We start from the raw sequence: 21,243 nt of genomic DNA on the forward strand, positions 1-21,243 counted from the left end.
TGATGGGGACAAAGACGGCGGGAGGATGGAGCTGTGGGAAACCAATCCAAAAAGCTGGCGGCTGTTCTGGCAGGTGTGACTGCGGTCATGTTGATCGGACAAGTTGGCAGTGTACGTACATACATTACGGAGATCCGTGATGGGCCAGGTACGCAAAATGCTTTTGACATGTTCAAGGAAGCAACGGGAGAAGATGCGCTGTTGTCGGCGATTCGGGATAAAGCGGCTGAGACAAAAATTGCTCCGGTAAATGCCAGGGTAGATCGGGTATGGAAAGCGATTCCTGGCTATAATGGCATGGAGATTGATGTGGAAGCGACATACCGTAAGGCACTGAGTGGAACGTTGAATACCAAAATTGCTTATATCTACCGTCAGATTGAACCGGCGATTCAGCTTAAAGATTTGGGTGCACATCCGATCTATCGGGGAAATGCGAACAAACCGATGGTTTCTTTTATGATTAATGTCGCGTGGGGGAACGAATATATCATACCGATGCTGGATACGCTCGATGCAGAGAAAGTGAAAGCCACTTTTTTTCTGGATGGAAGTTGGTTAAGCAAAAACGTTGAACTGGCCAAGGAAATTCAGAAACGAGGGCATGAGCTGTCCAATCATGCGTATTCTCACCCGAATATGAGTCGATTGAGCGCAGAACGAGCCAAGCTGGAAATTAGTAAAACGCAGGATCTGCTCCATAAAACACTGGGGGTAGAGAATCGCTGGTTTGCTCCGCCTTCAGGTGACTTTAATCAGAAGACCGTTGATATTGCTTCTTCCATGGGATTGCAGACCGTGTTATGGACAGTAGATACTGTAGATTGGCGTAAACCAAGCCCGGATGCCGTTGTTGCCAAAATTGCGAAAAATACCGAGGCAGGCACGTTAATTCTAATGCACCCTACAGCTGCTTCTTCGGGAGCTTTAAAGGGTATGATTCAATCCATTCGGGCCAAAGGTCTCGTGCTCGGAACGGTAAGTGAGACGTTGTCTTCGGAACGTGTAAACACGTCTGCGGTTGAGTGAACGTTGTTTTTTTGTTAATATCAAAAAGTTGGAACCAAATGTCGATTTCAATTTCAAGGTTGAGATCAAGGCAATTATAGAGATGTAGGAGGGCCAACCATGAAAAAAATTCAGCTGGGCAATGGCCTCAGAGTTGTCATGGAACAGATACCGACCTGCCGTTCTGTGTCTTTCGGAATATGGGTCAAGACAGGTTCGCGTAATGAGCAACCTGCAAGTAACGGAGTATCACATTTTATTGAACACATGTTATTTAAGGGAACAGATCGTTATGATGCCAAGGCGATTGCGGAACAGTTCGATGCGATTGGTGGTAACGTGAATGCGTTCACTTCCAAAGAATACACGTGTTATTATGCAAAAGTGTTGGATGAACATTTACCGATTGCTGTTGATGTGTTATCTGATATGTTTTTCCGTTCCAAAATGGATGATGGTGAATTGATCAAGGAGAAAAACGTCATCCTGGAAGAAATCTCAATGTATGAAGATACGCCTGATGATATGGTTCATGATCTGATGGCCTTGGCCGCTTATGGTGAGCATCCGCTCGCATACCCTATCCTGGGTACGGAAGAACGTCTCAAAGCGATGGATTCCAGCCATCTGCGTGCATATATGAAGGAGCACTACACAATTGAGAACACGGTCATTAGTATTGCGGGTAATATTGACGACAGTGTAATTGATCTGATGGAGAAGCATTTTGGTGCTTTTGATGTTAATGGAGTAACAGAAGCGGTGACGATGCCGGCGTTCCAAAGCGGACAGCTCTTCCACAAAAAGAAAACGGAACAGAATCATATCTGTATCTCGTTCCCAGGCTGTAAAATCGGAGATCCGCTTCAATTCGCTATGGTTGTTCTGAATAACGCTATTGGTGGAGGCATGAGCTCCAGACTGTTCCAGGAAATACGCGAGAAACGGGGACTTGCATACTCCGTGTATTCCTATCATAGTTCTCATGCAGACAGCGGACTGTTCACGATATACGCGGGTACAGCACCGAAACAGACAAAAGAAGTGCTCGACCTCACCAAAGAGGTTCTGGGCGACCTGGCTGTAAACGGCTTGTCCGAAGATGAACTCCGCAAAGGAAAAGAACAGCTGAAGGGAAGCCTGATTCTCAGCTTGGAAAGCACAGGCAGTCGCATGAACCGTCTGGGTAAAAACGAGCTAATGCTAGGCAGACACCATACGCTGGATGAGATGATTACCAAAATTGAGCAAGTAACCATGGACGATATTAACGCGGTACTTGATCTGATGTTTGCCGAGCCTTTTGCACTTGCCATGGTTGGCGCTTCGGATAAGACGATCGCTGGGTTGAGAAGGGATGATTTTGTTGCATTACGTTCAAATACAGAAACTGCCGGGCAATGAAGATATTAAACTGCCTCAAAAAATGTCGGAGCTGGCATCCGGCTTTGATGTCGTAGCTGCACTTCAGGAAGATGTTGTATTGCAGCCGGGTCAGCGTACGCTGATTCCAACAGGACTGGCAATGGCAATGCCAGCTGGATTGGAAGCACAGATTCGTCCTCGGAGCGGACTGGCTTTCAAACATGGAATTACCTGCCTCAACACACCGGGTACCATTGATGCGGACTATCGCGGAGAAGTTAAAGTACTGTTGATCAATCTGGGTCAGGAACCCTTCACGATTGTACGGGGAGAGCGCATCGCACAGATCGTCTTCCAGACGGTGCCTGCGGTTGAATTGACGGAAGTGACGGAACTTTCAGAAACGGTACGCGGTGAAGGTGGATTTGGTCATACCGGGAAATAAACAGCGTATATATACCCATTCTTTAGAGTCGTCCCTGACAGGGGCGGCTCTTTTTTACATTTGAGAAACGTACGGTTGAATGCAATTATTGTTTTCACCCCGCTGTGGGCCCCTGCATACGATAAGGCATACATGTGGTGAAAGGAGTGACGTCCCGATGCTGACCGGAGTCCGGATTGTAGTCCTGGGCGGAGATGCGCGGCAGCTTGAAGTCATTCAAAAGTGCGCAGAGCTGGATGCAACGGTAAGTGTGGTGGGTTTCGATAAAATAGAGCGTTCCATTCCGGGGATTGAGCATCAGGAACTGGAGGACGAAGTATTTGCTTCCGCAGATGTACTGGTACTGCCTGTTGTCGGTTGCGATGACCAGGGAAAAGTGAGTACTTCATTTAGTGACACGCCGATCTATTTGAAAAAGGAACATATTGCAGCATTACCGGAGCATTGTATTGTGTTCACAGGTATGGCTAAGCCTTACTTGCGCGAACTTTGTCTTGAAAATGGGCTGCGACTTGTTGAAGTACTTGATCGTGATGATATTGCACTATACAACTCCATTCCAACAGCTGAGGGAGCCATCGCCATAGCAATTCGGGAGACGGACTTCACAATCCATGGTTCGGAATGTATTGTGCTTGGCCTTGGTCGAACAGGATTCACAATGGCCAAAACACTGCAGGGACTTGGAGCAAATGTACGGGTGGGAATCAGGCGGGAAGAGGATGCTGCTCGCGCTACAATAATGGGCTGGAAGCCTTTCATGACAACGGATTTGGCCGCTCAAACCGGGGAAGTTGACTTGCTTTTTAATACGATACCGACTATGATAATCACAGCACAAATCCTGTCCAGAATGCCGCAAAAGGCTGTTATTATCGACCTCGCATCCGCTCCTGGCGGCTGTGATTTCAGGTATGCAGACAAACGCGGTATCAAAGCGCTACTTGCGCCTGGCCTCCCCGGCATTGTTGCTCCCAAAACGGCTGGCGGCATTATTGCCGACGCGTTGATCCGTTTGCTTTTGGAAGAACAGAACGCACGGGAGGTTAAATCATGAACTGGCAGGGAAAAACGGTAGGTTATGCAATTACGGGTTCTCATTGTACGTTTGAAGAGGTTATGCCGGTTATTAGCCGCTTCGTGGCTGAAGGTGCCAATGTCATTCCGATTATTTCGAATTCGGTGCTGACGACCGATACACGCTTCGGTACGGCGCAAAATTGGCAAAAACAGTTGAAAGATATAACAGGTAATGATATCATTTCTACAATTGTTGAAGCGGAGCCATTAGGGCCTTCCAAGCTGCTTGATGTGCTGGTGATTGCTCCATGCACAGGGAATACAACAAGCAAGCTGGCTAATGCGATGACCGACAGTCCAGTGCTGATGGCAGCCAAAGCGCAGATGCGCAATCAGCGTCCACTTGTACTTGCCATTTCCACGAATGACGGTCTGGGCTTGAATGCTGCGAATATCGCCAAATTGCTCGTGGCCAAATACTTGTATTTTGTGCCATTTGGGCAGGACGATCCAGTGAAGAAACCAAACTCGTTAGTCGCCAAAATGGAATTGATTCCAGAGGCTTGCTGGAGTGCCCTTGAGGGCAAACAGTTGCAGCCGATGATTGTGGAGCGTTCTTCACAAGCTTAAGAGATCAATGATTCGGTGACAACGTTTATGCGCTTGGAGAAATGAAGGGTTTGAGAGACAAAGAAAATCATGGGGGACGATATGCTGGATTGAACAGCTACTTGTGTCCACGTTCCTGTCTATAAGGCATTCCTGCTTGCGGGCAGTAAAGGTTAAGCAAGCGGGAGAGGTCTATTGTGAATGTATGCGTCATGATCTCGATAACAACCGCCACCTTTGAGTTGTGATTGTCTAAGACAATTACAAAAAAACAAAGAGTGGCATGGAATGCCGTATAAAATGCTGAAATTATCGCATCAGAACGCTCCCTAGAGTGATCCATTTGTTGATTTGACCCGTGTCCAGTCTTCTTGCGTACACAAATGGAGGAATAAAGATGCGTATCATGGTACAGAAATTCGGAGGCACGTCTCTCTCCACTGTTCAGGCGAGAGAGCATGTGCTCCGTCACGTTAAACGTGAACTTGAGGCAGGATTGAGTCTAGTCATTGTTGTGTCTGCGATGGGACGCCGAGGCGAGCCATATGCGACCGATACGTTGCTGGACTGGGCTGCACAGAACGGAAACGCACTATCCGCACGCGAAAAGGATTTACTGCTGTGCTGTGGTGAAATCATATCGGCGACGACTTTGAGCAGTTTACTCGAACATGAAGGCATTCCAACTACAGTGCTGACCGGTGCACAAGCAGGTTTTGTGACGGACGACAATTTCGGGAATGCCCGGATATTGGATGTCCGTCCTGTTCGTGTGTTGGAGCAGCTGCAGCTCGGTCGTGTCGTTATTGTAACCGGATTCCAGGGGCAGACGGAGAACGGAGACTTCACGACATTGGGTCGTGGGGGAAGTGATACGTCTGCTACAGCGCTTGGTGCAGCATTACGTGCTGAAATGGTGGATATCTACACCGATGTGAACGGGATACTCACAGCCGATCCGCGAATTGTTGAGGATGCGCGTCCGCTGACTGTTGTGAGTTATGCCGAGATCTGTAATATGGCCCACCACGGGGCCAAGGTAATCCATCCACGTGCGGTCGAGATTGCCATGCAATCCCAGATTCCAGTGCGGGTAAGATCTACTTTTGCAGACACGGAAGGAACGCTGGTCACGCATCCGGAAGGATTTCGGGATGTGCAGACAGGCATTGTTGACCGTTATGTAACAGGTATCGCCTACGTGAGCAATGTCACGCAAATTACGGTGGATGTACCTGGTGGTGCAGATCGGCTGCAACTAAAAGTGTTCAAAACCATGGCTGAGAATTCGATCAGCGTTGATTTTATTAATGTTACCCCCTCGGGAGTTGTCTATACGGTTTTTGACAGTGATTCCGAGAAAGCCATACAAGTATTGCAGGAGATAAGTCTCAAGCCACAAAGCCTGTCCGGTTGTGCCAAAGTGTCCGTCATCGGCGGAGGCATTAATGGTGTACCCGGAATTATGGCTCGAATCGTCGAGTCCTTGACACTGGCTGACATTCAGATCCTGCAATCAGCAGATTCGAATACAACGATCTGGGTACTCGTAAAAAAAGAAGATATGGTTCAGGCCCTGAGGGCACTTCACGCCTCATTCGAACTTCATTTGTAAATAACTGAAGTTAGAGGAGCCAAACCTGTTTTGAAGGAGGAATCGAATTGGACTTTGGAAGATTGATTACAGCAATGGTCACTCCGTTCAATGAACAAGGAGAGATTCATTGGGAGGAAACGGCACGTCTAATCGACTATCTGATTGTAGATCAAAAGTCGGAGACGCTCGTAGTTTCCGGAACAACAGGGGAGTCTCCAACACTTAGTGATACTGAGAAAGTTCAATTATTCGAATTTGCAGTGAAACATGCAGCCGGCCGGTGCAAAATTATAGCCGGAACGGGAAGCAATAACACGGCACATTCCATCCATTTGACACAGGAAGCTGAACGTGCCGGAGTGGATGGCATATTGTTGGTTGTTCCGTATTACAACAAACCAAGCCAAGAAGGCTTGTTCAGACATTTTGAAGCGATTGCTGGCTCTACCAAGCTGCCAATTATGCTGTACAACGTGCCTGGGCGTACAGTAACCAGCCTGTCAGCAGCAACAACGCTTCGTCTTGCAGAAATCCCGAATATCGTCGCTACGAAGGAATGTGCCTCTACAGAGCAGGTTACGCTGATTGCAGCAAGTGCTCCAGAACATTTCAGAGTCTATTCCGGTGACGATGCTTCAGGCTTGCCGGCGATTGCGGTTGGAGCACATGGAATTGTCAGCGTGGCGAGTCATGTCGTAGGGGCAGAAATGAAGAAAATGATTGACGCCTTCTATGGCGGTGCACCTCTTCAGGCCGCTCAGATTCATCAACAGCTGTTCCCTGTGTTTAAAGGCCTGTTCGAGTGTCCACAGCCTCTACCGAACCCGGTAGCGGTAAAATATGCACTGACATTGCGTGGTTTGAACGTTGGCTCTGTACGTTTGCCTCTTATTCCGCCAACGGAAGAGGAGCAGGTGTATATCAAAGGTCTGCTTAATTTGTAAACATTTTGGTTGTATATGGAACTATTTTATTAATCATGGGAATATCTTCAGATCAGGAAAAGAACCGCTCCTCTTCATAGAGGCAGCGGTTCTTTTTTTACGAGTAATGTGAGGTTTCTTTTCCATTGCTAAGGGGAAACCTACAGGTTAACGAGAGAGTGACTTGTTTTTTTTGTTTTTAATCATGTATAATGATGTCAAGTGACTGGGTGCGGTATTTTTTTGAAATTGAAAGCGACATCGTTTCGTGGTGTGGCTTTGCGGTGAAAAAGGAAGGAACGGCTAAGAGGGAATTTTCAACTCCAACTTGTTGGTAAAAGGGAATAACTTCGAAGAACTTCTTCCAAATATCGTGAATAAAGGTGTTCTTTTGCATTCATCCCAATAGATGGGCATGTGATGTATGGACTACTTTTCTTAACTTACAATAAATAATAAGGTACGACGTCCAACTACCATAGGAGGTTTAGATTCATTTGTCTAAGAAAAATAATAACGATAAACTGATGATTTTTGCTTTGGGCGGCGTAGGCGAGATTGGTAAAAACATGTACGTCATCCAATACGCCAACGACATTGTAGTCGTAGATGCTGGTCTGAAATTCCCTGAAGAAGATATGCTTGGTATTGATATTGTCATCCCTGACATTTCTTACCTGACTGAGAACCGTGACAAAGTAAGAGGAATTATCCTTACTCACGGACATGAGGATCACATTGGTGGTCTGCCATATGTTCTCAAACATCTGAATGTTCCTGTATACGGAACAAGACTTACGCTTGGACTTGTAGAGAACAAGTTGAAAGAAGCGAATTTGCTAGGTGAAACAAAACGTATTCTGATTGATGCGGATTCCGAGATTCAACTTGGAACTGCATTGAAAGCTTCGTTCTTCGCTACTAATCATAGTATTCCGGATTCTGTTGGTGTATGTGTCGAAACACCGGAAGGTGCAGTTGTTCACACAGGTGACTTCAAATTCGACCACACGCCAGTCAATGGTCAATATGCAGATCTTCAGCGTATGGCACAGATCGGAACAAATGGCGTGCTTGCGCTGTTGTCTGACAGTACGAACGCTGAGAAACCTGGATTCACACCATCGGAGAAAAATGTGGGTATCGTTCTGGAAGATATCTTCCGTAAAGCAAGTCAACGAGTTGTCGTAGCGACATTTGCTTCCAACGTACACCGTATCCAACAGGTGATCAATGCAGCAGAAGTGACTGGACGTAAAGTTGCAGTTATTGGACGCAGCATGGTGAATGTGGTGGGTATTGCTTCTGAACTGGGTTACCTTGAGATTCCGGATGGCATGATCATTGAACCTGAAGAAGTAGGCAAGATGGCTGCAGATCGTGTCGTGATTCTCTGCACAGGAAGTCAAGGAGAGCCAATGTCAGCACTGACACGTATGGCTCGTTCCACGCACCGTAAAGTGGACATCCTGCCAGGCGACACTGTCATTATCGCGGCAACACCGGTTCCAGGTAACGAAAAATATGTAGGCCGTACGATTGATGAACTGTTCCGTCTGGGCGCTAACGTGCATTACAGCGGTGCTAACAGTGGTGTTCACGTATCTGGTCACGGTAGCCAGGAAGAGTTGAAACTGATGCTCAACCTGATGAAACCGAAATTCTTCTTGCCAATTCACGGTGAATTCCGTATGCAGCGTCGCCACGCGGTTCTTGCTGAATCTGTAGGCGTTGAACCGGAAAACATTTTCATCACGGACATCGGTGAAGTGATTGAAATTCAAGGTGGAGCAGCACGTAGAGCAGGTAAAGTCACTGCAGGTAACGTATTGATCGACGGCTTGGGTGTAGGCGATGTGGGTAACATTGTACTGCGTGACCGCAAATTGTTGTCACAAGATGGTATCCTTGTTGTCGTGGTTACACTGAGCAAACAGGATGGAAAAATTGTTTCCGGTCCTGACATCATCTCTCGCGGATTTGTGTATGTACGTGAATCGGAAGGACTTCTTGATGAGGCCAACCGGATCGTTAGCAGCACATTGCAGAAGTTGATGAGTGAGAACGTTAACGAGTGGGCTTCACTCAAAACAAATGTTAAAGATGCTTTGGGACGCTTCCTGTATGAGCAAACTCGTCGTAGACCGATGATTTTGCCAATCATTATGGAAGTTTAAAATAGGCTAAACAAAACATATATTCAGGCACACAGTCGCCCCTTCTCTACGAGTAATATTGGACGGTTCCTCGTAGAGAAGGGGCTTTTTTTGCGTTTTTCAGGAAGATCCGCAATATGGTCAATATGTAAGCAATTTGGATGTAGCGGGTATAAGGCGGCTGGAAAAATCCCCATACTAAGGAATACATTAAATGTTTCTGGAGAAGGGGATTAATGAAATGAATGAACGTATGAATGGCAAGCAGGCGTCAAAATCCAATCAACCGGAAGTTGAAGCGCCAGAGATTCCGATTCAAGAGGACAAGAACATCTCGCCCGTGACAGAGACGATTCAGCAATTCGGGCAGACACAGTCGCCGGCAGGTGAATCAAATATTTTCTGTATGACCATTATTGGACAGGTCGAAGGGCATCTGATATTGCCGCCACAAAATAAAACAACAAAGTATGAGCATATCATTCCACAGCTGGTGGCTGCAGAGCAGAATCAGCGTATTGAAGGTATACTGATCATTTTGAACACGGTAGGTGGAGATGTAGAGGCCGGTCTGGCCATTGCAGAGATGATTGCTTCTCTAAGCAAACCTACGGTCACTGTGGTCATTGGAGGCGGACATAGCATTGGAGTGCCGATTGCTGTAGCTTCAACGTATTCCCTGATTGCCGGAAGTGCAACGATGACAATCCATCCCATACGGATGAACGGCCTTGTCATAGGTGTACCTCAGACGTTTGAGTATATGGAGAAAATGCAGGAGCGGGTTGTACGGTTCGTGACGTCTCATTCGAATATCTCGGAAGAGATGTTCAAAGAACTGATGTTTAAGACCGGTGAGTTGAACCGGGACATCGGCACAGCTGTAGGAAGCGCGGATGCAGTGAAATATGGATTGATGGATGCGGTAGGCGGAATTGGGCAAGCCATTGCTCAGTTAAATCAGCTCATAGGAGACAAGAGACAGACGCTGCAAGCGGGAGGTTATACCCAATGACGTTATATACAGTGATGCCCCCTGAACAACTCTGGTCAGGAATGTGGAAAGAGGGCGAAGATACAAGAGAAATCAAGATGAATGGTTTATTAATGCAGGTGAGGCCTGTAAATGACAATGAAGCCGTTATTGTACGTTTGCTGGATTGTCCACTCGAAGCCTATCTTAATCCTGCCAATATGCCCGGTTCGACCATTCCGCTTTCGGGTAACTTGGGATCAGCATAACGCGACGAATTCAGACAAATTGAGCAGAAAAAGAACATATGTACGGATTATATTTGTATGGTATAATATTCTTCTGGGGGTGACCTGATTTTGGCCAGAAGAAAAAAGAGGAAAAAAAAGGGCGCTGGTTTTAGTGGCGTTTTAAAATATGAAATTTACGGAATTGTGCTTATTACCCTTGCTGTCATAGCATTATCGGGTGAAGCCACCGTTGGACGTTCGCTTTCCAAGATGTTCGGACTGATGCTTGGTAAGTTTTATTTTGCGATTCCGCTTGTTGGTATTTATTATGGTCTCATGGTGATGATTCACCGGAAATGGCCGAGTGGCTGGACCACACGCAAAACAGGACTGGTATTGCTGGTCTTTGCCTTAACCCTGATGAGTACCGTCTCCGCAATGCACCAGAAGCTCATTCCGGTTGGTGCGCTTGAGCCTGGTGCTGTGATTACACAGGTACATAATGATATGCAAACCGAGTTATTAACCCCTGTTGTACCAGGGGAGAGGGACTCCATGCTTAACAAGGATATCAGCGGTGGTTATCTCGGAGCTGGGCAATTCGCTCTTTTCCTGTGGCTGTTCGGCAGTCTGGGTGCGAGACTCATCATGATTGTCATGTTTGTCATCAGTTTTATGTTGATTACGAGTCTATCTTATGTGGATCTGATTCGAATATTCCGAACCAAGGTCTGGGATGCCGGGAGTTCGATGTACAAGAAGATGGAATCGCGGTCTTCTGCACGATCAGCTGTAACTTCTGATGGAAGGAAAAAAGGTAACGCTCGTAAAGTGGTACCTGTCCCTGTTGAAGATGATGAAGACGAGTACGAGGATGAATTAGAGGAACAACATTTGCCAAAACGAAAAGCCCCAATATTCTTTCAGCTTTTTGGAAAATGGGGAGCTAATCGAGAGCAAGAGACATCAGGACGTGAAATGGATGAGGTCGATTCAGTTGAAACAGAACAGATTGTATACCGCGCCGAGCAAGATCACAATGTAGAGACGTGGCAGGATGCAACCGAAGACGTAGCGAACAAATCAGCTTCATCACATGTTCCGGTTCAGGCGAAACCTAACTCAGCGCCGATCATTCGAGACTTTTTTGAGCATGTCAGAGCCGAAGATGCAGGCATTGAAGATGATTTGGACGATGCTTATCCTTTCCCTGATGATCTCGCTGATCCAAACGTAGTTCAACAGGGCGAACATGACATTAAAATAACGGATGAACTGGTAGAGACAGAGTGGTCAGCATCCGGTGCAGGTATGGACGAGCTGAATGCTGAGGATGGGCTTCAGAGTGGAGAAGAAGTGCCTAATGATGCAATGTTGGGAGCAGATACTCCAACTCCTGAAGGGCAGGACACACAACCAGTGAAACCACCACCCCCTCCTCCGAAGCCGTACAAGCTGCCATCCTTCCGTCTTCTTGCCAAGCCTAACAATGCGGGTAAGGCAGGCGACCAGAAGGATTATATGCAGACAGCGCGTAAGCTGGAAGCTACACTGGAAAGCTTCGGTGTTCGTGCCAAAGTACTTGAAGTGGTTCGGGGTCCTGCTGTTACAAGATATGAAATTCAGCCTGATATCGGTGTCAAGGTCAGCAGAATTGTCAGTCTGACTGATGACATTGCGTTGGCTCTGGCTGCAAAAGATATTCGGATGGAAGCGCCGATTCCCGGGAAGTCCGCTATAGGTATCGAGGTTCCTAATGGCGAGGTGTCGGTTGTAACGATGCGTGAAGTAATGGAGACGGCAACATTCCAGGATGCAGAATCCAAAGTGACCATTGCATTTGGCCGGGACATCTCCGGACAGACAATCATTGGTAACTTGGCTCGTATGCCCCATTTGCTGGTCGCGGGTGCGACAGGTTCCGGTAAGTCTGTGTGCATTAACGGAATTATTACCAGCATATTGTACAAAGCAAAGCCGGATGAAGTGAAGTTCCTGATGGTCGATCCCAAGATGGTTGAGTTGAACGTATATAACGGCATTCCTCATCTGATGGCGCCAGTTGTAACTGATCCCAAACGAGCGTCACTTGCTCTCAAAAAGATTGTGGTCGAGATGGAGAAACGATATGAACTGTTCTCCAAATCAGGTACACGTAACGTCGAGGGTTACAACAATCTGATGAAAGACAATCCTGCGGCTGTTCTGCCTTATATTGTTGTCATTGTGGATGAGCTTGCAGATCTCATGATGGTTGCAGCCGGAGATGTCGAGGATGCCATTGCAAGACTCGCTCAAATGGCTCGTGCAGCTGGAATCCATCTGATTATTGCCACACAACGTCCGTCTGTTGACGTTATTACCGGGGTAATCAAGGCCAACATTCCATCGCGAATTGCCTTCGGTGTATCCTCGCAAGTGGATTCCCGAACGATTCTGGATATGGGTGGGGCTGAGAAGCTGTTGGGTCGTGGAGACATGTTGTTCATGCCTATGGGTGCATCCAAACCGGTTCGTGTACAAGGTGCCTTTATGAGCGATGAAGAAGTCGAAAATATTGTAAACTACGTACGTGGTCAAGGTGAAGCGCAGTATGATGAGTCCATTGTACCTGAAGTGGATGATTCCATTCAGGCAGCAGATGAAGTACAGGATGAGTTATATGAGCAAGCGGTACAGATTATTTTGGAGGCGAAACAAGCGTCAGTCTCCCTATTGCAACGTCGTATGCGGGTTGGTTACACACGTGCAGCGCGTTTAATTGACTCCATGGAAGCCCGGGGGGTCATCGGTCCTTACGAGGGTAGCAAACCACGGGAAGTGCTGGTATCGCTTGAACAGTATCAACAGAATAAAATAAGCTCATAGTGACTTGGAGCATCGGTCGTTTAAGCCCTCAACCTATTGGTTGGGGGCTTTTTGTATACTCTGCAGACTGAAGTTTTGCCATCTACTCCAAAGATCGGATGATTTGGTGCATAGGAAACAAGCAGGCTTGTCATAATAACCTTAGCGATTCTGTTAATCCCACAAGAGAAAGGTAGAGCACAGTCGATGCGAAAAATGAACCTATGGCTTTTCACTGCTATTTTGCTGATATCCGCATTGGGAATCCGTTATTTGCTTCCTGGGAATACAGCAACGGAAAGTTCAGCCGAGCGTACACCGCAGGTAGAAGAAAAGGCCTTGCCTACGTTTAGCAGCAATACAGTGAAATATGGAAGTTACGGTCAGGATGTATATGAACTTCAGGGACGTCTGAAGTATCTGGGATTTTACAATGGTAAAATCGACAGTAATTTTGGCAGCAGCACACTGAAATCCGTCAAATGGTTTCAATCCGAGTTTGGCATGAAGGCAGATGGTGTGGTTGGGGCTGAAACCAAGCTCAAGCTGTACAATGCGTCAACCAAATGGTCGCCAACAGAACCGCCGCTACACAAGGAATCCTCTGGTGGGGGTGGAGGAAGCAACAACAATACGGCAGATAAAGAGCAAGACAATATGGGATCTGCCAATGCACTCGGTCTCTCCGAGAATGAACTCAAGATTATGGCTAACGCCGTATATGGTGAAGCCCGAGGTGAACCGTTTGAAGGTCAAGTCGCAGTAGCGGCAGTTATTCTGAATCGCGTAAAATCCCCAAGCTTTCCGAGTACACCCTCAGGGGTAATTTTTCAACCCGGTGCATTTACAGCTGTAGCGGACGGACAGATCTATCTAGAACCAAACGCACAAGCCAAGAAGGCAGTTGAGCAGGCCCTGAATGGCTGGGACCCATCCGGTGGTTGTCTCTATTATTTTAATCCCAAGACAGCAACATCCAAATGGATCTGGACCCGTCCACAGGTGAAAACAATCGGGCAGCATATTTTTTGTATGTGATGATGTTGGAAGCAACCAGAAGGCGTGACTTCGGTTGCTTCTTGCCTTTTGAATGGGTTAAAATGGTTGTTACATTTAGCGTAATACGATTGCATGACAAATGACGCCGTAAAGGGGTTTTGACATTTGAATACATCAGGATTCGAACGAGGCAGCAAGAGAGAGTTTCGTATACATGTGCTTCCGACTAAACGTTTCAAAACGTTTGCTATATCGCTATATGCAGGCGTTCCCTTACGAGAAGATACAGTAACCAAAGTAGCGCTGACACCTTTTGTACTACGACGGGGGACGGAGTCCTATCCGGAAACAACGCAATTTCGTGAACAGCTGGAGCATCTGTATGGAGCCGGTTTTGGTTTTGACGTCTATAAACGCGGGGATTATCAGATAGTACAGTTTCGGATGGATACCATTAATGACTCCTTTGTTGGAGGCGATGAGCAGCTGCTGGATCGGTCATTTGCCTTCCTGGGAGAGGTTCTTACCCGACCTGCACAGGAGAATGGACATTTCAGGACGTCGTATGTACAAGCAGAGCGAGAGACGGTTCGGAAAAAGCTGGAGTCCATCGTTAATGATAAAATGCGGTATGCCGCTGAACGCAGTATCGAGGAAATGTGCAAGAACGAGCCGTACCGTCTTCACCCCCTGGGTGAGCGAAAGGATCTGCCCGGGATTGAGCCTGACATACTGACTGCGTCTTATCAGGAGTGGCTGCAACAGGCGAGTATGGATCTGTATGTGGTAGGGGATACGACACTGGAGGAGGTGGAGAACCTTGTTCAGCGTCATTTCAATGTAGATCGAACGTCCTCCTCCGATTACCAGACACAGGCCGCGGTTCGAGGAGATAAGGAAGTAGAGACCGTTGTTGAGCGACTGAATGTGAGTCAAGGAAAACTCAATATGGGACTCCGTACATCGATTACTTATGGAGATCCTCAGTATGCAGCGGCACTCATGTACAACGGGATTCTCGGTGGGTATCCTCATTCCAAACTGTTTGTTAATGTTCGTGAAAAAGAAAGCCTGGCGTATTACGCTTCTTCGCGATATGACGGACATAAGGGCATTGCCACGATTCAATCCGGAATTGAAATCCCTAATTATGAGAAGGCTGTCACCATCATCAAGCAGCAGCTGGAGGAAATGAAAAGCGGTACAATCAGTGATCTGGAAATGTCCCAGACCAAAGCAATGATTCGTAACCTGCTTAAGGAGATACAGGATTCTGCTTTTGAGATGATCGCTTATGATTTCAATCGACAGTTGTCTGGCAAAGAGAGAACGGCTGAAGAACTGCTAGCTCAGATAGAACATATTAGCAAGGAAGATGTTCGTGAGGCGGCAGAACAGTTCCGTCTGGATACGATTTATTTCTTGCGGGACGAGAAGGAGGAATAGTCGGTGGAGAGCATTCGGTATGAACATTTGCAGGAGACACTATATTACGAAGTAATGGATAACGGACTGCATGTCTATATTTTGCCTAAACCGGGATTCCAGAAAACGTATGCTACGTTTGCAACCAAGTATGGATCGGTGGATAATCATTTTCAGGTTGAGGGACAGGAAGCAGTCAAGGTTCCGGATGGAATTGCCCATTTTCTGGAACACAAAATGTTTGAAGAACCCACAGGCGATATTTTTGCAACATTTGCGTCTCACGGTGCCTCAGCTAACGCATTTACGAGCTTCGATCAGACGGTTTATTTGTTTTCAGCGACCGAATATGTGAATGAAAATATACAAACATTAGTTGACTTTGTGCAAAATCCTTACTTCACGGATCAAAATGTGGAAAAGGAAAAAGGCATTATTGGGCAGGAAATTGATATGTATGCTGACAATCCGGATTGGCGAGTTTATTTTGGATTGATCGAAGCCATGTATCAGACACATCCGGTGCATATCGATATTGCAGGAACGGTGGAATCCATTCGTACGATTACCAAAGAGATGTTGTATGAGTGCTATAACACCTTCTATCACCCGAGTAATATGCTCTTATTCGTGGTAGGTGGTGTAGATCCACAGGAAGTGATTGATATGGTTCGTTCGAACCAAGAACAGAAGGATTATAAGCCACAGGGGAGTATCGAACGTTTCTTCGAACCGGAGCCAGAGCGAGTAGGAGAAGCCAGACGGGAAGCAAAACTGGCTGTTTCACTGCCAAAATGTCTCTTTGGATTCAAGGAGACGGACATTGGACTTACTGGAGAAAAATTGTTGCGGCGGGATATGACAACGCAACTGATGATGGATCTTTTGTTTGGTTCAAGCACACGATTATTTCAGAAGCTCTATGATGAAGATCTGATCTCGGACAGCTTTGGACATGAGTATAACAGTTCGCCGCAATATGCGTTTTCAGCTATTGGTGGTGACACGAAAGATCCGGATCAACTGCTGGCACGTATACGTGAAGAAGTGGATGCCATTGTAGAAAAGGGGTTCGAATCCACGGATTTTGAACGTGCACGCAAAAAGAAAATAGGCGGATATTTGCGTATGCTCAATTCTCCGGAGAACATTGCGCATGAATTTACACGTCAGCAATTCCGTGGCGGTGATTTCTTCAATATGCTTCCGCTCTATGAATCGATTACACTGGAAGATGTAAATCTCAGACTGAGAGAGCATATTCGCTGGGATCAACTGGCTGTATCGCTAGTCGTGAGTCCTTGATATGGAGAGGGGAACAGGACAATTGAAGGCAATTGGGGAAATGACTGTACTGGTGACTGGAGCAAGCGGTGGCATCGGAGCCGCTATCGCAGAACGTTTCGCCAGAGTGGGAATGAATGTTGTTATACACTATATGAAATCGCATGAGGCAGCGAATGAAGCTGCCAGACGGTGCATGGAACAGGGCAGTGGGAGAATCATGACGGTGTCTGCGGATCTTCGCAGCCGGGAACAGATTGAACGTATGCGTGAGAAGCTGGAGTCACACAATCTCATGCCAGATATCCTCGTGAACAATGCAGGAATCTCGCACTATGGGATGTTGTCTGATGTTACAGAGGAGATCTGGGATGAAGTGATGGCCATTAATCTCAAAGGCACGTTTATGTGTACACAGGAAATGATGCCTCACATGATCTCCCAAAGGTATGGTCGAATCATTAATGTATCGTCGATCTGGGGGCTGTCTGGTGCCTCTTGCGAGGTGCTGTATTCCACAACCAAGGGCGGGATGAATGCATTCACCAAGGCACTTGCAAAAGAACTCGCACCTTCCGGAGTAACCGTAAATGCTGTGGCTCCTGGCGCCGTTCAGACATCCATGTTGAACCATCTGGATCAGAGTGAACTGAAGATGCTGGAAGAGGAAATTCCGGCAGGAAGACTTGCTCAACCTGATGAAATCTCATCACTGGTTTATTTTCTGGCCCTCCCTGAATCGGGGTATATCAATGGGCAGATTATCAGTCCAAATGGCGGTTGGTTAACGTAAGCAGCAAGTAAACTTGAGTGGCTATGAACGAAACAAGTGAAGGTTGGCCGAGAAGCATCCGTCTTCCGGATTATTTTCAAAATGCTCGTATATAAAATGCTTGGAAAGCACATATTACAACTGTTGATTTTAAATCTCATGCGTCATCTAAGGAGGATTTATCATGTCAACAGAAAAAACAGTGCTCTCCAGCTTTGACACATGGAAGAAGTTCCTGGGTGACCGCGTACTGCAAGCAGAGAAGATGGGGATGAGTGAAGAAACCATCAACAAACTTGCGTATGAAATCGGCGATTTCCTTGATGAGAAAGTCGATCCGGCGAACCATTCCAACCGGGCATTGAAAGAGTTATGGGATGTCGGCGATGCAGATGAGCGTCGTACGATCGCGTGCCTGATGGTCAAATTGGCCAAACAAAACGCATAAGATTACAGATGAAGAGCTCCCGCAAGGGGGCTTTTCTCTAATGATTACAAACGGATTACAGAGCTGTTCTTGTAATTCATTTTCATTTTATATATCATTAACGTGACCCATTTTTAGAAGATGTCTCAGTTTGCTGTCCAGTGGACACGTTCTGTTGCTGTCGAATAATGTGGAATAATGCATTACGGGGTGTTGAAATGGAATCTAAACAATGGTACATGGAATATAAAATACATAAGAACAGACCCGGTTTGTTAGGCGATATTGCCTCTATGCTGGGGATGCTTGAAGTGAATATATTGACCATTAACGGTGTGGAAGGCAAAACGCGAGGTATGCTGCTTGAATCGGATGATGATGAGAAAATCCGTTTGCTTGGTGAAATGCTTGGCAAAGTCAACAGCATCACCGTATCGGCTTTGCGTCAACCTAAATTGGTGGATATTTTGGCTGTGCGTCATGGCAGATATATTGACCGTGACTCGGATGATCGCAAGACATTTCGTTTCACACGAGATGAACTTGGGTTACTTGTGGACTTTTTGGGTGAAGTATTTAAGAGGGAAGGCAATCAGGTCATCGGTTTGCGCGGAATGCCTCGTGTTGGTAAAACGGAGTCCATTATTGCGGGCAGCGTATGTGCGATGAAGCGATGGACTTTTGTTTCCTCCACACTTCTTCGTCAGACGATAAGAAGTCAAATGTCCGAAGACGAATTGAACCCGAACAATGTTTTCATCATTGATGGAATTGTAAGTACGATTCGTTCCAGTGAGCGGCATTACAATTTGTTGCAGGATATTATGTCGATGCCAAGTACAAAGGTTATCGAACATCCGGATATTTTTGTGCAGGAATCCGAATATGATTTTAATGATTTTGATATTATTATTGAATTGCGCAATATTCCAAATGAAGAAATTATTTATGATACGTTTACGGCAAGCTATACCGACGAACTATAAGGCTCCGTACGGAATCATGGAATAGATTAGCAACAACTCATGAGATAAACATAAGGAGGAGATGGCATGTCTGAACTGGGTCAGCAGTTAAGAGAGGCCCGGCTGCAAAAAGGGATGAGTCTTGACGATGTACAGGAAATGACAAAAATTCGCAAGAGGTATCTGGAGGCCATAGAAGCAGGAGACTATAAAGTGCTGCCAGGTAGCTTCTATGTGCGTGCTTTCATTAAAACCTATGCGGAGACCGTTGGACTGAACCCTGATGAGCTGCTGGAGGGGCACAAAAAAGACGTACCGGCAGAAGAGGCGGAAGCAACGATGGAACCGGTAATACAGAAGCGTTCCAGCCGTCCGGTTGAGCGTAGTAATCGATGGATGTCTGTCGCACTGATGTGGACATTCCCTGTTTTGATCGTAGTACTGTTGTATGTATACGTGGTGTATAACAATGGTGATGAAACGGATAATCAAGGACTTGATTCGGTCAAAATTACAGACAGTCAACAACAGCCTGAAGATAAACCGGATCAGCCTGCCGATAACGGACAGGCATCTAATCCGCCTGCAACAGACTCAGGCACTGATGGTAAGGGTGAAGGCGACGCTGGCGGTAACGGTGGCGGAACAGACACGGAAGGACAGACGGATGGTCAAACTGATGGTCAAACTGATGGCCAAACAGACGGTCAGACGGGAGAAAATCAGGAAGAACCGACAGATAATTCATCGTCTGCTGTAACGGTTGCAGAAGATGGGAAGTCAGGCAATATTACGAACTTCAAAGTTAACGGAAGTGCAGGCAAACCTGTAACGGTTACGATCAAAGCCACAGGTCATAGCTGGCTGGAAGTATACAAGGGCGAGAACTCCAGCGGAGAGAAGTTGGAGTATGGTAACACAGCCGAAGGCGACAGCTATACTTTTGAGCTGGATAGTGCAGGCATGTACATTAAGTCCGGTTACGCTGCAGCGACCACGATTGAGGTTGGCGGGCAAGTTGTAACGGATGGTAAGGCAACCAATCGGATCCGTTTGAAGCTTGGTGAAGACACTGGCAATACTGCTACTTCCACAGGTGCTGAAAATGGTTCAACGGACAGTACAGAGGGTACCACTGGTAGCGAATAACCCGGTCAACTGCAGGAGACAATAACTGTGTCTTAACTTGCAGTTAACTTTTGGTGAAGTGAGGTGGATGGCTGTGACAGTCAGCTGGATCGTAACGGGTTTAGGGATCATTGTCAGCCTCCTGGGTTATTATCTGACTCCAAGTGCTTGGGGTTACGGAATATTGGGGTTTGGACTTGCACATGTGCTTTTGGGTGTGCTCGATATGTTCAGACAGCCCAACCGCAGCCGCTATTAGTTGGAAGCTGGACCAGTAAGCATTTTTGGCAGCCACTTCAGGTGGAAGCCAAAAATGCTTTTTTCTTTGTATAGAACATCTTGAAATTAGACTTTTGCTTGGGGTATCCTCTATAATGTTACAGAACATATGATTAACTGAAAGGGTGACTGTTTTGAGTTCAGAAAATTCATTTGATATCGTGTCCAAAATGGACTTGCAGGAACTGACAAATGCTGTTACACAAACCGAGAAGGAAATTGGCACTCGTTATGACTTCAAGGGCAGCAAGAGCAGCCTGAAACTGGATAAGGATGCGTTAACAATCGTATCTGATGATGAGACCAAACTTAAGGCTGTCATTGACGTACTTCAATCCAAAATGGCGAAGCGTGGTCTACCATTGAAAAACATTGATTACGCAAAGGTAGAGCCAGCATCTTCTGGTACTGTCCGCCAGCGCTTGAATTTTAAACAGGGGATTGATCAGGACATCGCCAAAAAAATCAATATTCTGATTCGGGATTCCAAGTTGAAAGTGAAGAGTCAGATTCAGGGAGACCAGCTACGGGTAACGGGTAAGAGTAAAAATGATTTGCAAGCAGTCATGCAGCTGTTAAATGGTGCCAACCTGCCTCTGGATTTGCAATATACAAATTTCAAGTAATAAGACCTTCTTGTAGCAGAAGTGTTTTTTGACATGGTATTAGGCGTATATTATACTAAGTGTGCATTGCTGGCAGTCATGCATCAAGTCCAGTCCTCATCGTTTGCTGACTTTGTGAAAAGCAGTACATCTTCTGGAAGTCACCGGAACGTTTAAAGCGGTTTT

The 21,243-nt window shown here is 46.5% G+C and carries 20 protein-coding genes; all 20 read left to right on the plus strand.

The features are described 5' to 3' along the window. Positions 1-33: 33 nt before the first annotated feature. The 20 genes from MKZ12_RS11555 to MKZ12_RS11650 all read left to right on the plus strand — a co-directional run bounded on the left by MKZ12_RS11555 (position 34) and on the right by MKZ12_RS11650 (position 21,078). Positions 34-1,029 (plus strand): polysaccharide deacetylase family protein, encoded by a 996-nt coding sequence (locus tag MKZ12_RS11555; protein ID WP_339260463.1) that lies wholly within the window; start codon positions 34-36, stop codon positions 1,027-1,029. A gap of 99 nt (positions 1,030-1,128) precedes the next feature. After that, complete coding sequence (locus MKZ12_RS11560; protein ID WP_076326816.1) at positions 1,129-2,412, plus strand: pitrilysin family protein; 1,284 nt, start codon at positions 1,129-1,131, stop codon at positions 2,410-2,412. Next, positions 2,372-2,818, plus strand: coding sequence for a dUTP diphosphatase (dut, locus tag MKZ12_RS11565; protein ID WP_339241652.1), 447 nt, complete (start codon positions 2,372-2,374; stop codon positions 2,816-2,818). The genes MKZ12_RS11560 and dut overlap by 41 nt, the downstream gene beginning before the upstream one ends. Positions 2,819-2,975: 157 nt before the next feature. After that, on the plus strand, positions 2,976-3,875 hold the full coding sequence (gene dpsA, locus MKZ12_RS11570; protein ID WP_339260465.1) for a dipicolinate synthase subunit DpsA: 900 nt from the start codon (positions 2,976-2,978) through the stop codon (positions 3,873-3,875). Then, positions 3,872-4,468 carry a dipicolinate synthase subunit B gene (locus MKZ12_RS11575; RefSeq protein ID WP_062833836.1) on the plus strand — a complete coding sequence of 199 codons (597 nt, stop codon included), beginning with the start codon at positions 3,872-3,874 and terminating at the stop codon, positions 4,466-4,468. The genes dpsA and MKZ12_RS11575 overlap by 4 nt, the downstream gene beginning before the upstream one ends. Positions 4,469-4,844: 376 nt before the next feature. After that, positions 4,845-6,062, plus strand: coding sequence for an aspartate kinase (dapG, locus tag MKZ12_RS11580; RefSeq protein ID WP_339260466.1), 1,218 nt, complete (start codon positions 4,845-4,847; stop codon positions 6,060-6,062). A 47-nt stretch (positions 6,063-6,109) separates the two neighbouring features. Continuing rightward, positions 6,110-6,988, plus strand: coding sequence for a 4-hydroxy-tetrahydrodipicolinate synthase (gene dapA / locus MKZ12_RS11585; RefSeq protein WP_339241657.1), 879 nt, complete (start codon positions 6,110-6,112; stop codon positions 6,986-6,988). Positions 6,989-7,464: 476 nt separating this feature from the next. Further along, positions 7,465-9,144 carry a ribonuclease J gene (locus MKZ12_RS11590; protein WP_062833839.1) on the plus strand — a complete coding sequence of 560 codons (1,680 nt, stop codon included), beginning with the start codon at positions 7,465-7,467 and terminating at the stop codon, positions 9,142-9,144. Between the two features lie 220 nt (positions 9,145-9,364). After that, a complete protein-coding gene (locus tag MKZ12_RS11595; RefSeq protein ID WP_339241658.1) occupies positions 9,365-10,138 on the plus strand; it encodes an ATP-dependent Clp protease proteolytic subunit in 774 nt (257 codons plus the stop codon). Continuing rightward, entirely contained in the window at positions 10,135-10,365 is a 231-nt protein-coding gene (locus tag MKZ12_RS11600) for a YlzJ-like family protein (protein WP_036609282.1), read from the plus strand. Before MKZ12_RS11595 ends, MKZ12_RS11600 begins: the two co-directional genes overlap by 4 nt. 90 nt (positions 10,366-10,455) lie before the next feature. After that, positions 10,456-13,194 carry a DNA translocase FtsK 4TM domain-containing protein gene (locus tag MKZ12_RS11605; RefSeq protein ID WP_339260467.1) on the plus strand — a complete coding sequence of 913 codons (2,739 nt, stop codon included), beginning with the start codon at positions 10,456-10,458 and terminating at the stop codon, positions 13,192-13,194. 186 nt (positions 13,195-13,380) lie between these two features. Further along, positions 13,381-14,211, plus strand: a complete 831-nt coding sequence (gene sleB / locus MKZ12_RS11610) for a spore cortex-lytic enzyme (protein WP_339260469.1) — start codon at positions 13,381-13,383, stop codon at positions 14,209-14,211. Positions 14,212-14,337: 126 nt separating this feature from the next. Then, positions 14,338-15,618 (plus strand): pitrilysin family protein, encoded by a 1,281-nt coding sequence (locus MKZ12_RS11615; RefSeq protein ID WP_339260470.1) that lies wholly within the window; start codon positions 14,338-14,340, stop codon positions 15,616-15,618. Positions 15,619-15,621: 3 nt separating this feature from the next. Next, positions 15,622-16,902: a pitrilysin family protein gene (locus tag MKZ12_RS11620; protein WP_339241665.1), complete on the plus strand. Its 1,281-nt coding sequence runs from the start codon at positions 15,622-15,624 to the stop codon at positions 16,900-16,902. Position 16,903: 1 nt separating this feature from the next. Then, positions 16,904-17,674 carry a 3-oxoacyl-ACP reductase FabG gene (gene fabG, locus MKZ12_RS11625; protein WP_339260472.1) on the plus strand — a complete coding sequence of 257 codons (771 nt, stop codon included), beginning with the start codon at positions 16,904-16,906 and terminating at the stop codon, positions 17,672-17,674. A 163-nt stretch (positions 17,675-17,837) separates the two neighbouring features. After that, positions 17,838-18,101, plus strand: coding sequence for a DUF3243 domain-containing protein (locus tag MKZ12_RS11630; RefSeq protein ID WP_017689119.1), 264 nt, complete (start codon positions 17,838-17,840; stop codon positions 18,099-18,101). A 197-nt stretch (positions 18,102-18,298) separates the two neighbouring features. After that, positions 18,299-19,066, plus strand: a complete 768-nt coding sequence (locus MKZ12_RS11635) for a DUF3388 domain-containing protein (protein WP_036609270.1) — start codon at positions 18,299-18,301, stop codon at positions 19,064-19,066. A 66-nt stretch (positions 19,067-19,132) separates the two neighbouring features. Next, a complete protein-coding gene (locus MKZ12_RS11640) occupies positions 19,133-20,194 on the plus strand; it encodes a RodZ domain-containing protein (RefSeq protein ID WP_339260474.1) in 1,062 nt (353 codons plus the stop codon). A 67-nt stretch (positions 20,195-20,261) separates the two neighbouring features. Then, entirely contained in the window at positions 20,262-20,432 is a 171-nt protein-coding gene (locus MKZ12_RS11645) for a hypothetical protein (RefSeq protein ID WP_017689116.1), read from the plus strand. A gap of 154 nt (positions 20,433-20,586) precedes the next feature. Then, positions 20,587-21,078, plus strand: coding sequence for a YajQ family cyclic di-GMP-binding protein (locus MKZ12_RS11650; RefSeq protein WP_253433904.1), 492 nt, complete (start codon positions 20,587-20,589; stop codon positions 21,076-21,078). Positions 21,079-21,243 lie beyond the last annotated feature (165 nt).

It is taken from the genome of Paenibacillus sp. FSL R5-0713 (assembly GCF_037973325.1).
Lineage (GTDB): Bacteria > Bacillota > Bacilli > Paenibacillales > Paenibacillaceae > Paenibacillus.

Excerpts from the sequence above, each read along its gene's own strand:
- MKZ12_RS11560 (WP_076326816.1), top strand. The coding sequence starts at position 1,129 with ATGAAAAAAATTCAGCTGGGCAATGGCCTCAGAGTTGTCATGGAACAG.
- dpsA (WP_339260465.1), top strand. The coding sequence starts at position 2,976 with ATGCTGACCGGAGTCCGGATTGTAGTCCTGGGCGGAGATGCGCGGCAG.
- MKZ12_RS11575 (WP_062833836.1), top strand. The coding sequence starts at position 3,872 with ATGAACTGGCAGGGAAAAACGGTAGGTTATGCAATTACGGGTTCTCAT.
- dapG (WP_339260466.1), top strand. The coding sequence starts at position 4,845 with ATGCGTATCATGGTACAGAAATTCGGAGGCACGTCTCTCTCCACTGTT.
- MKZ12_RS11595 (WP_339241658.1), top strand. The coding sequence starts at position 9,365 with ATGAATGAACGTATGAATGGCAAGCAGGCGTCAAAATCCAATCAACCG.
- MKZ12_RS11600 (WP_036609282.1), top strand. The coding sequence starts at position 10,135 with ATGACGTTATATACAGTGATGCCCCCTGAACAACTCTGGTCAGGAATG.
- sleB (WP_339260469.1), top strand. The coding sequence starts at position 13,381 with ATGCGAAAAATGAACCTATGGCTTTTCACTGCTATTTTGCTGATATCC.
- fabG (WP_339260472.1), top strand. The coding sequence starts at position 16,904 with ATGGAGAGGGGAACAGGACAATTGAAGGCAATTGGGGAAATGACTGTA.
- MKZ12_RS11630 (WP_017689119.1), top strand. The coding sequence starts at position 17,838 with ATGTCAACAGAAAAAACAGTGCTCTCCAGCTTTGACACATGGAAGAAG.
- MKZ12_RS11635 (WP_036609270.1), top strand. The coding sequence starts at position 18,299 with ATGGAATCTAAACAATGGTACATGGAATATAAAATACATAAGAACAGA.
- MKZ12_RS11640 (WP_339260474.1), top strand. The coding sequence starts at position 19,133 with ATGTCTGAACTGGGTCAGCAGTTAAGAGAGGCCCGGCTGCAAAAAGGG.
- MKZ12_RS11645 (WP_017689116.1), top strand. The coding sequence starts at position 20,262 with ATGGCTGTGACAGTCAGCTGGATCGTAACGGGTTTAGGGATCATTGTC.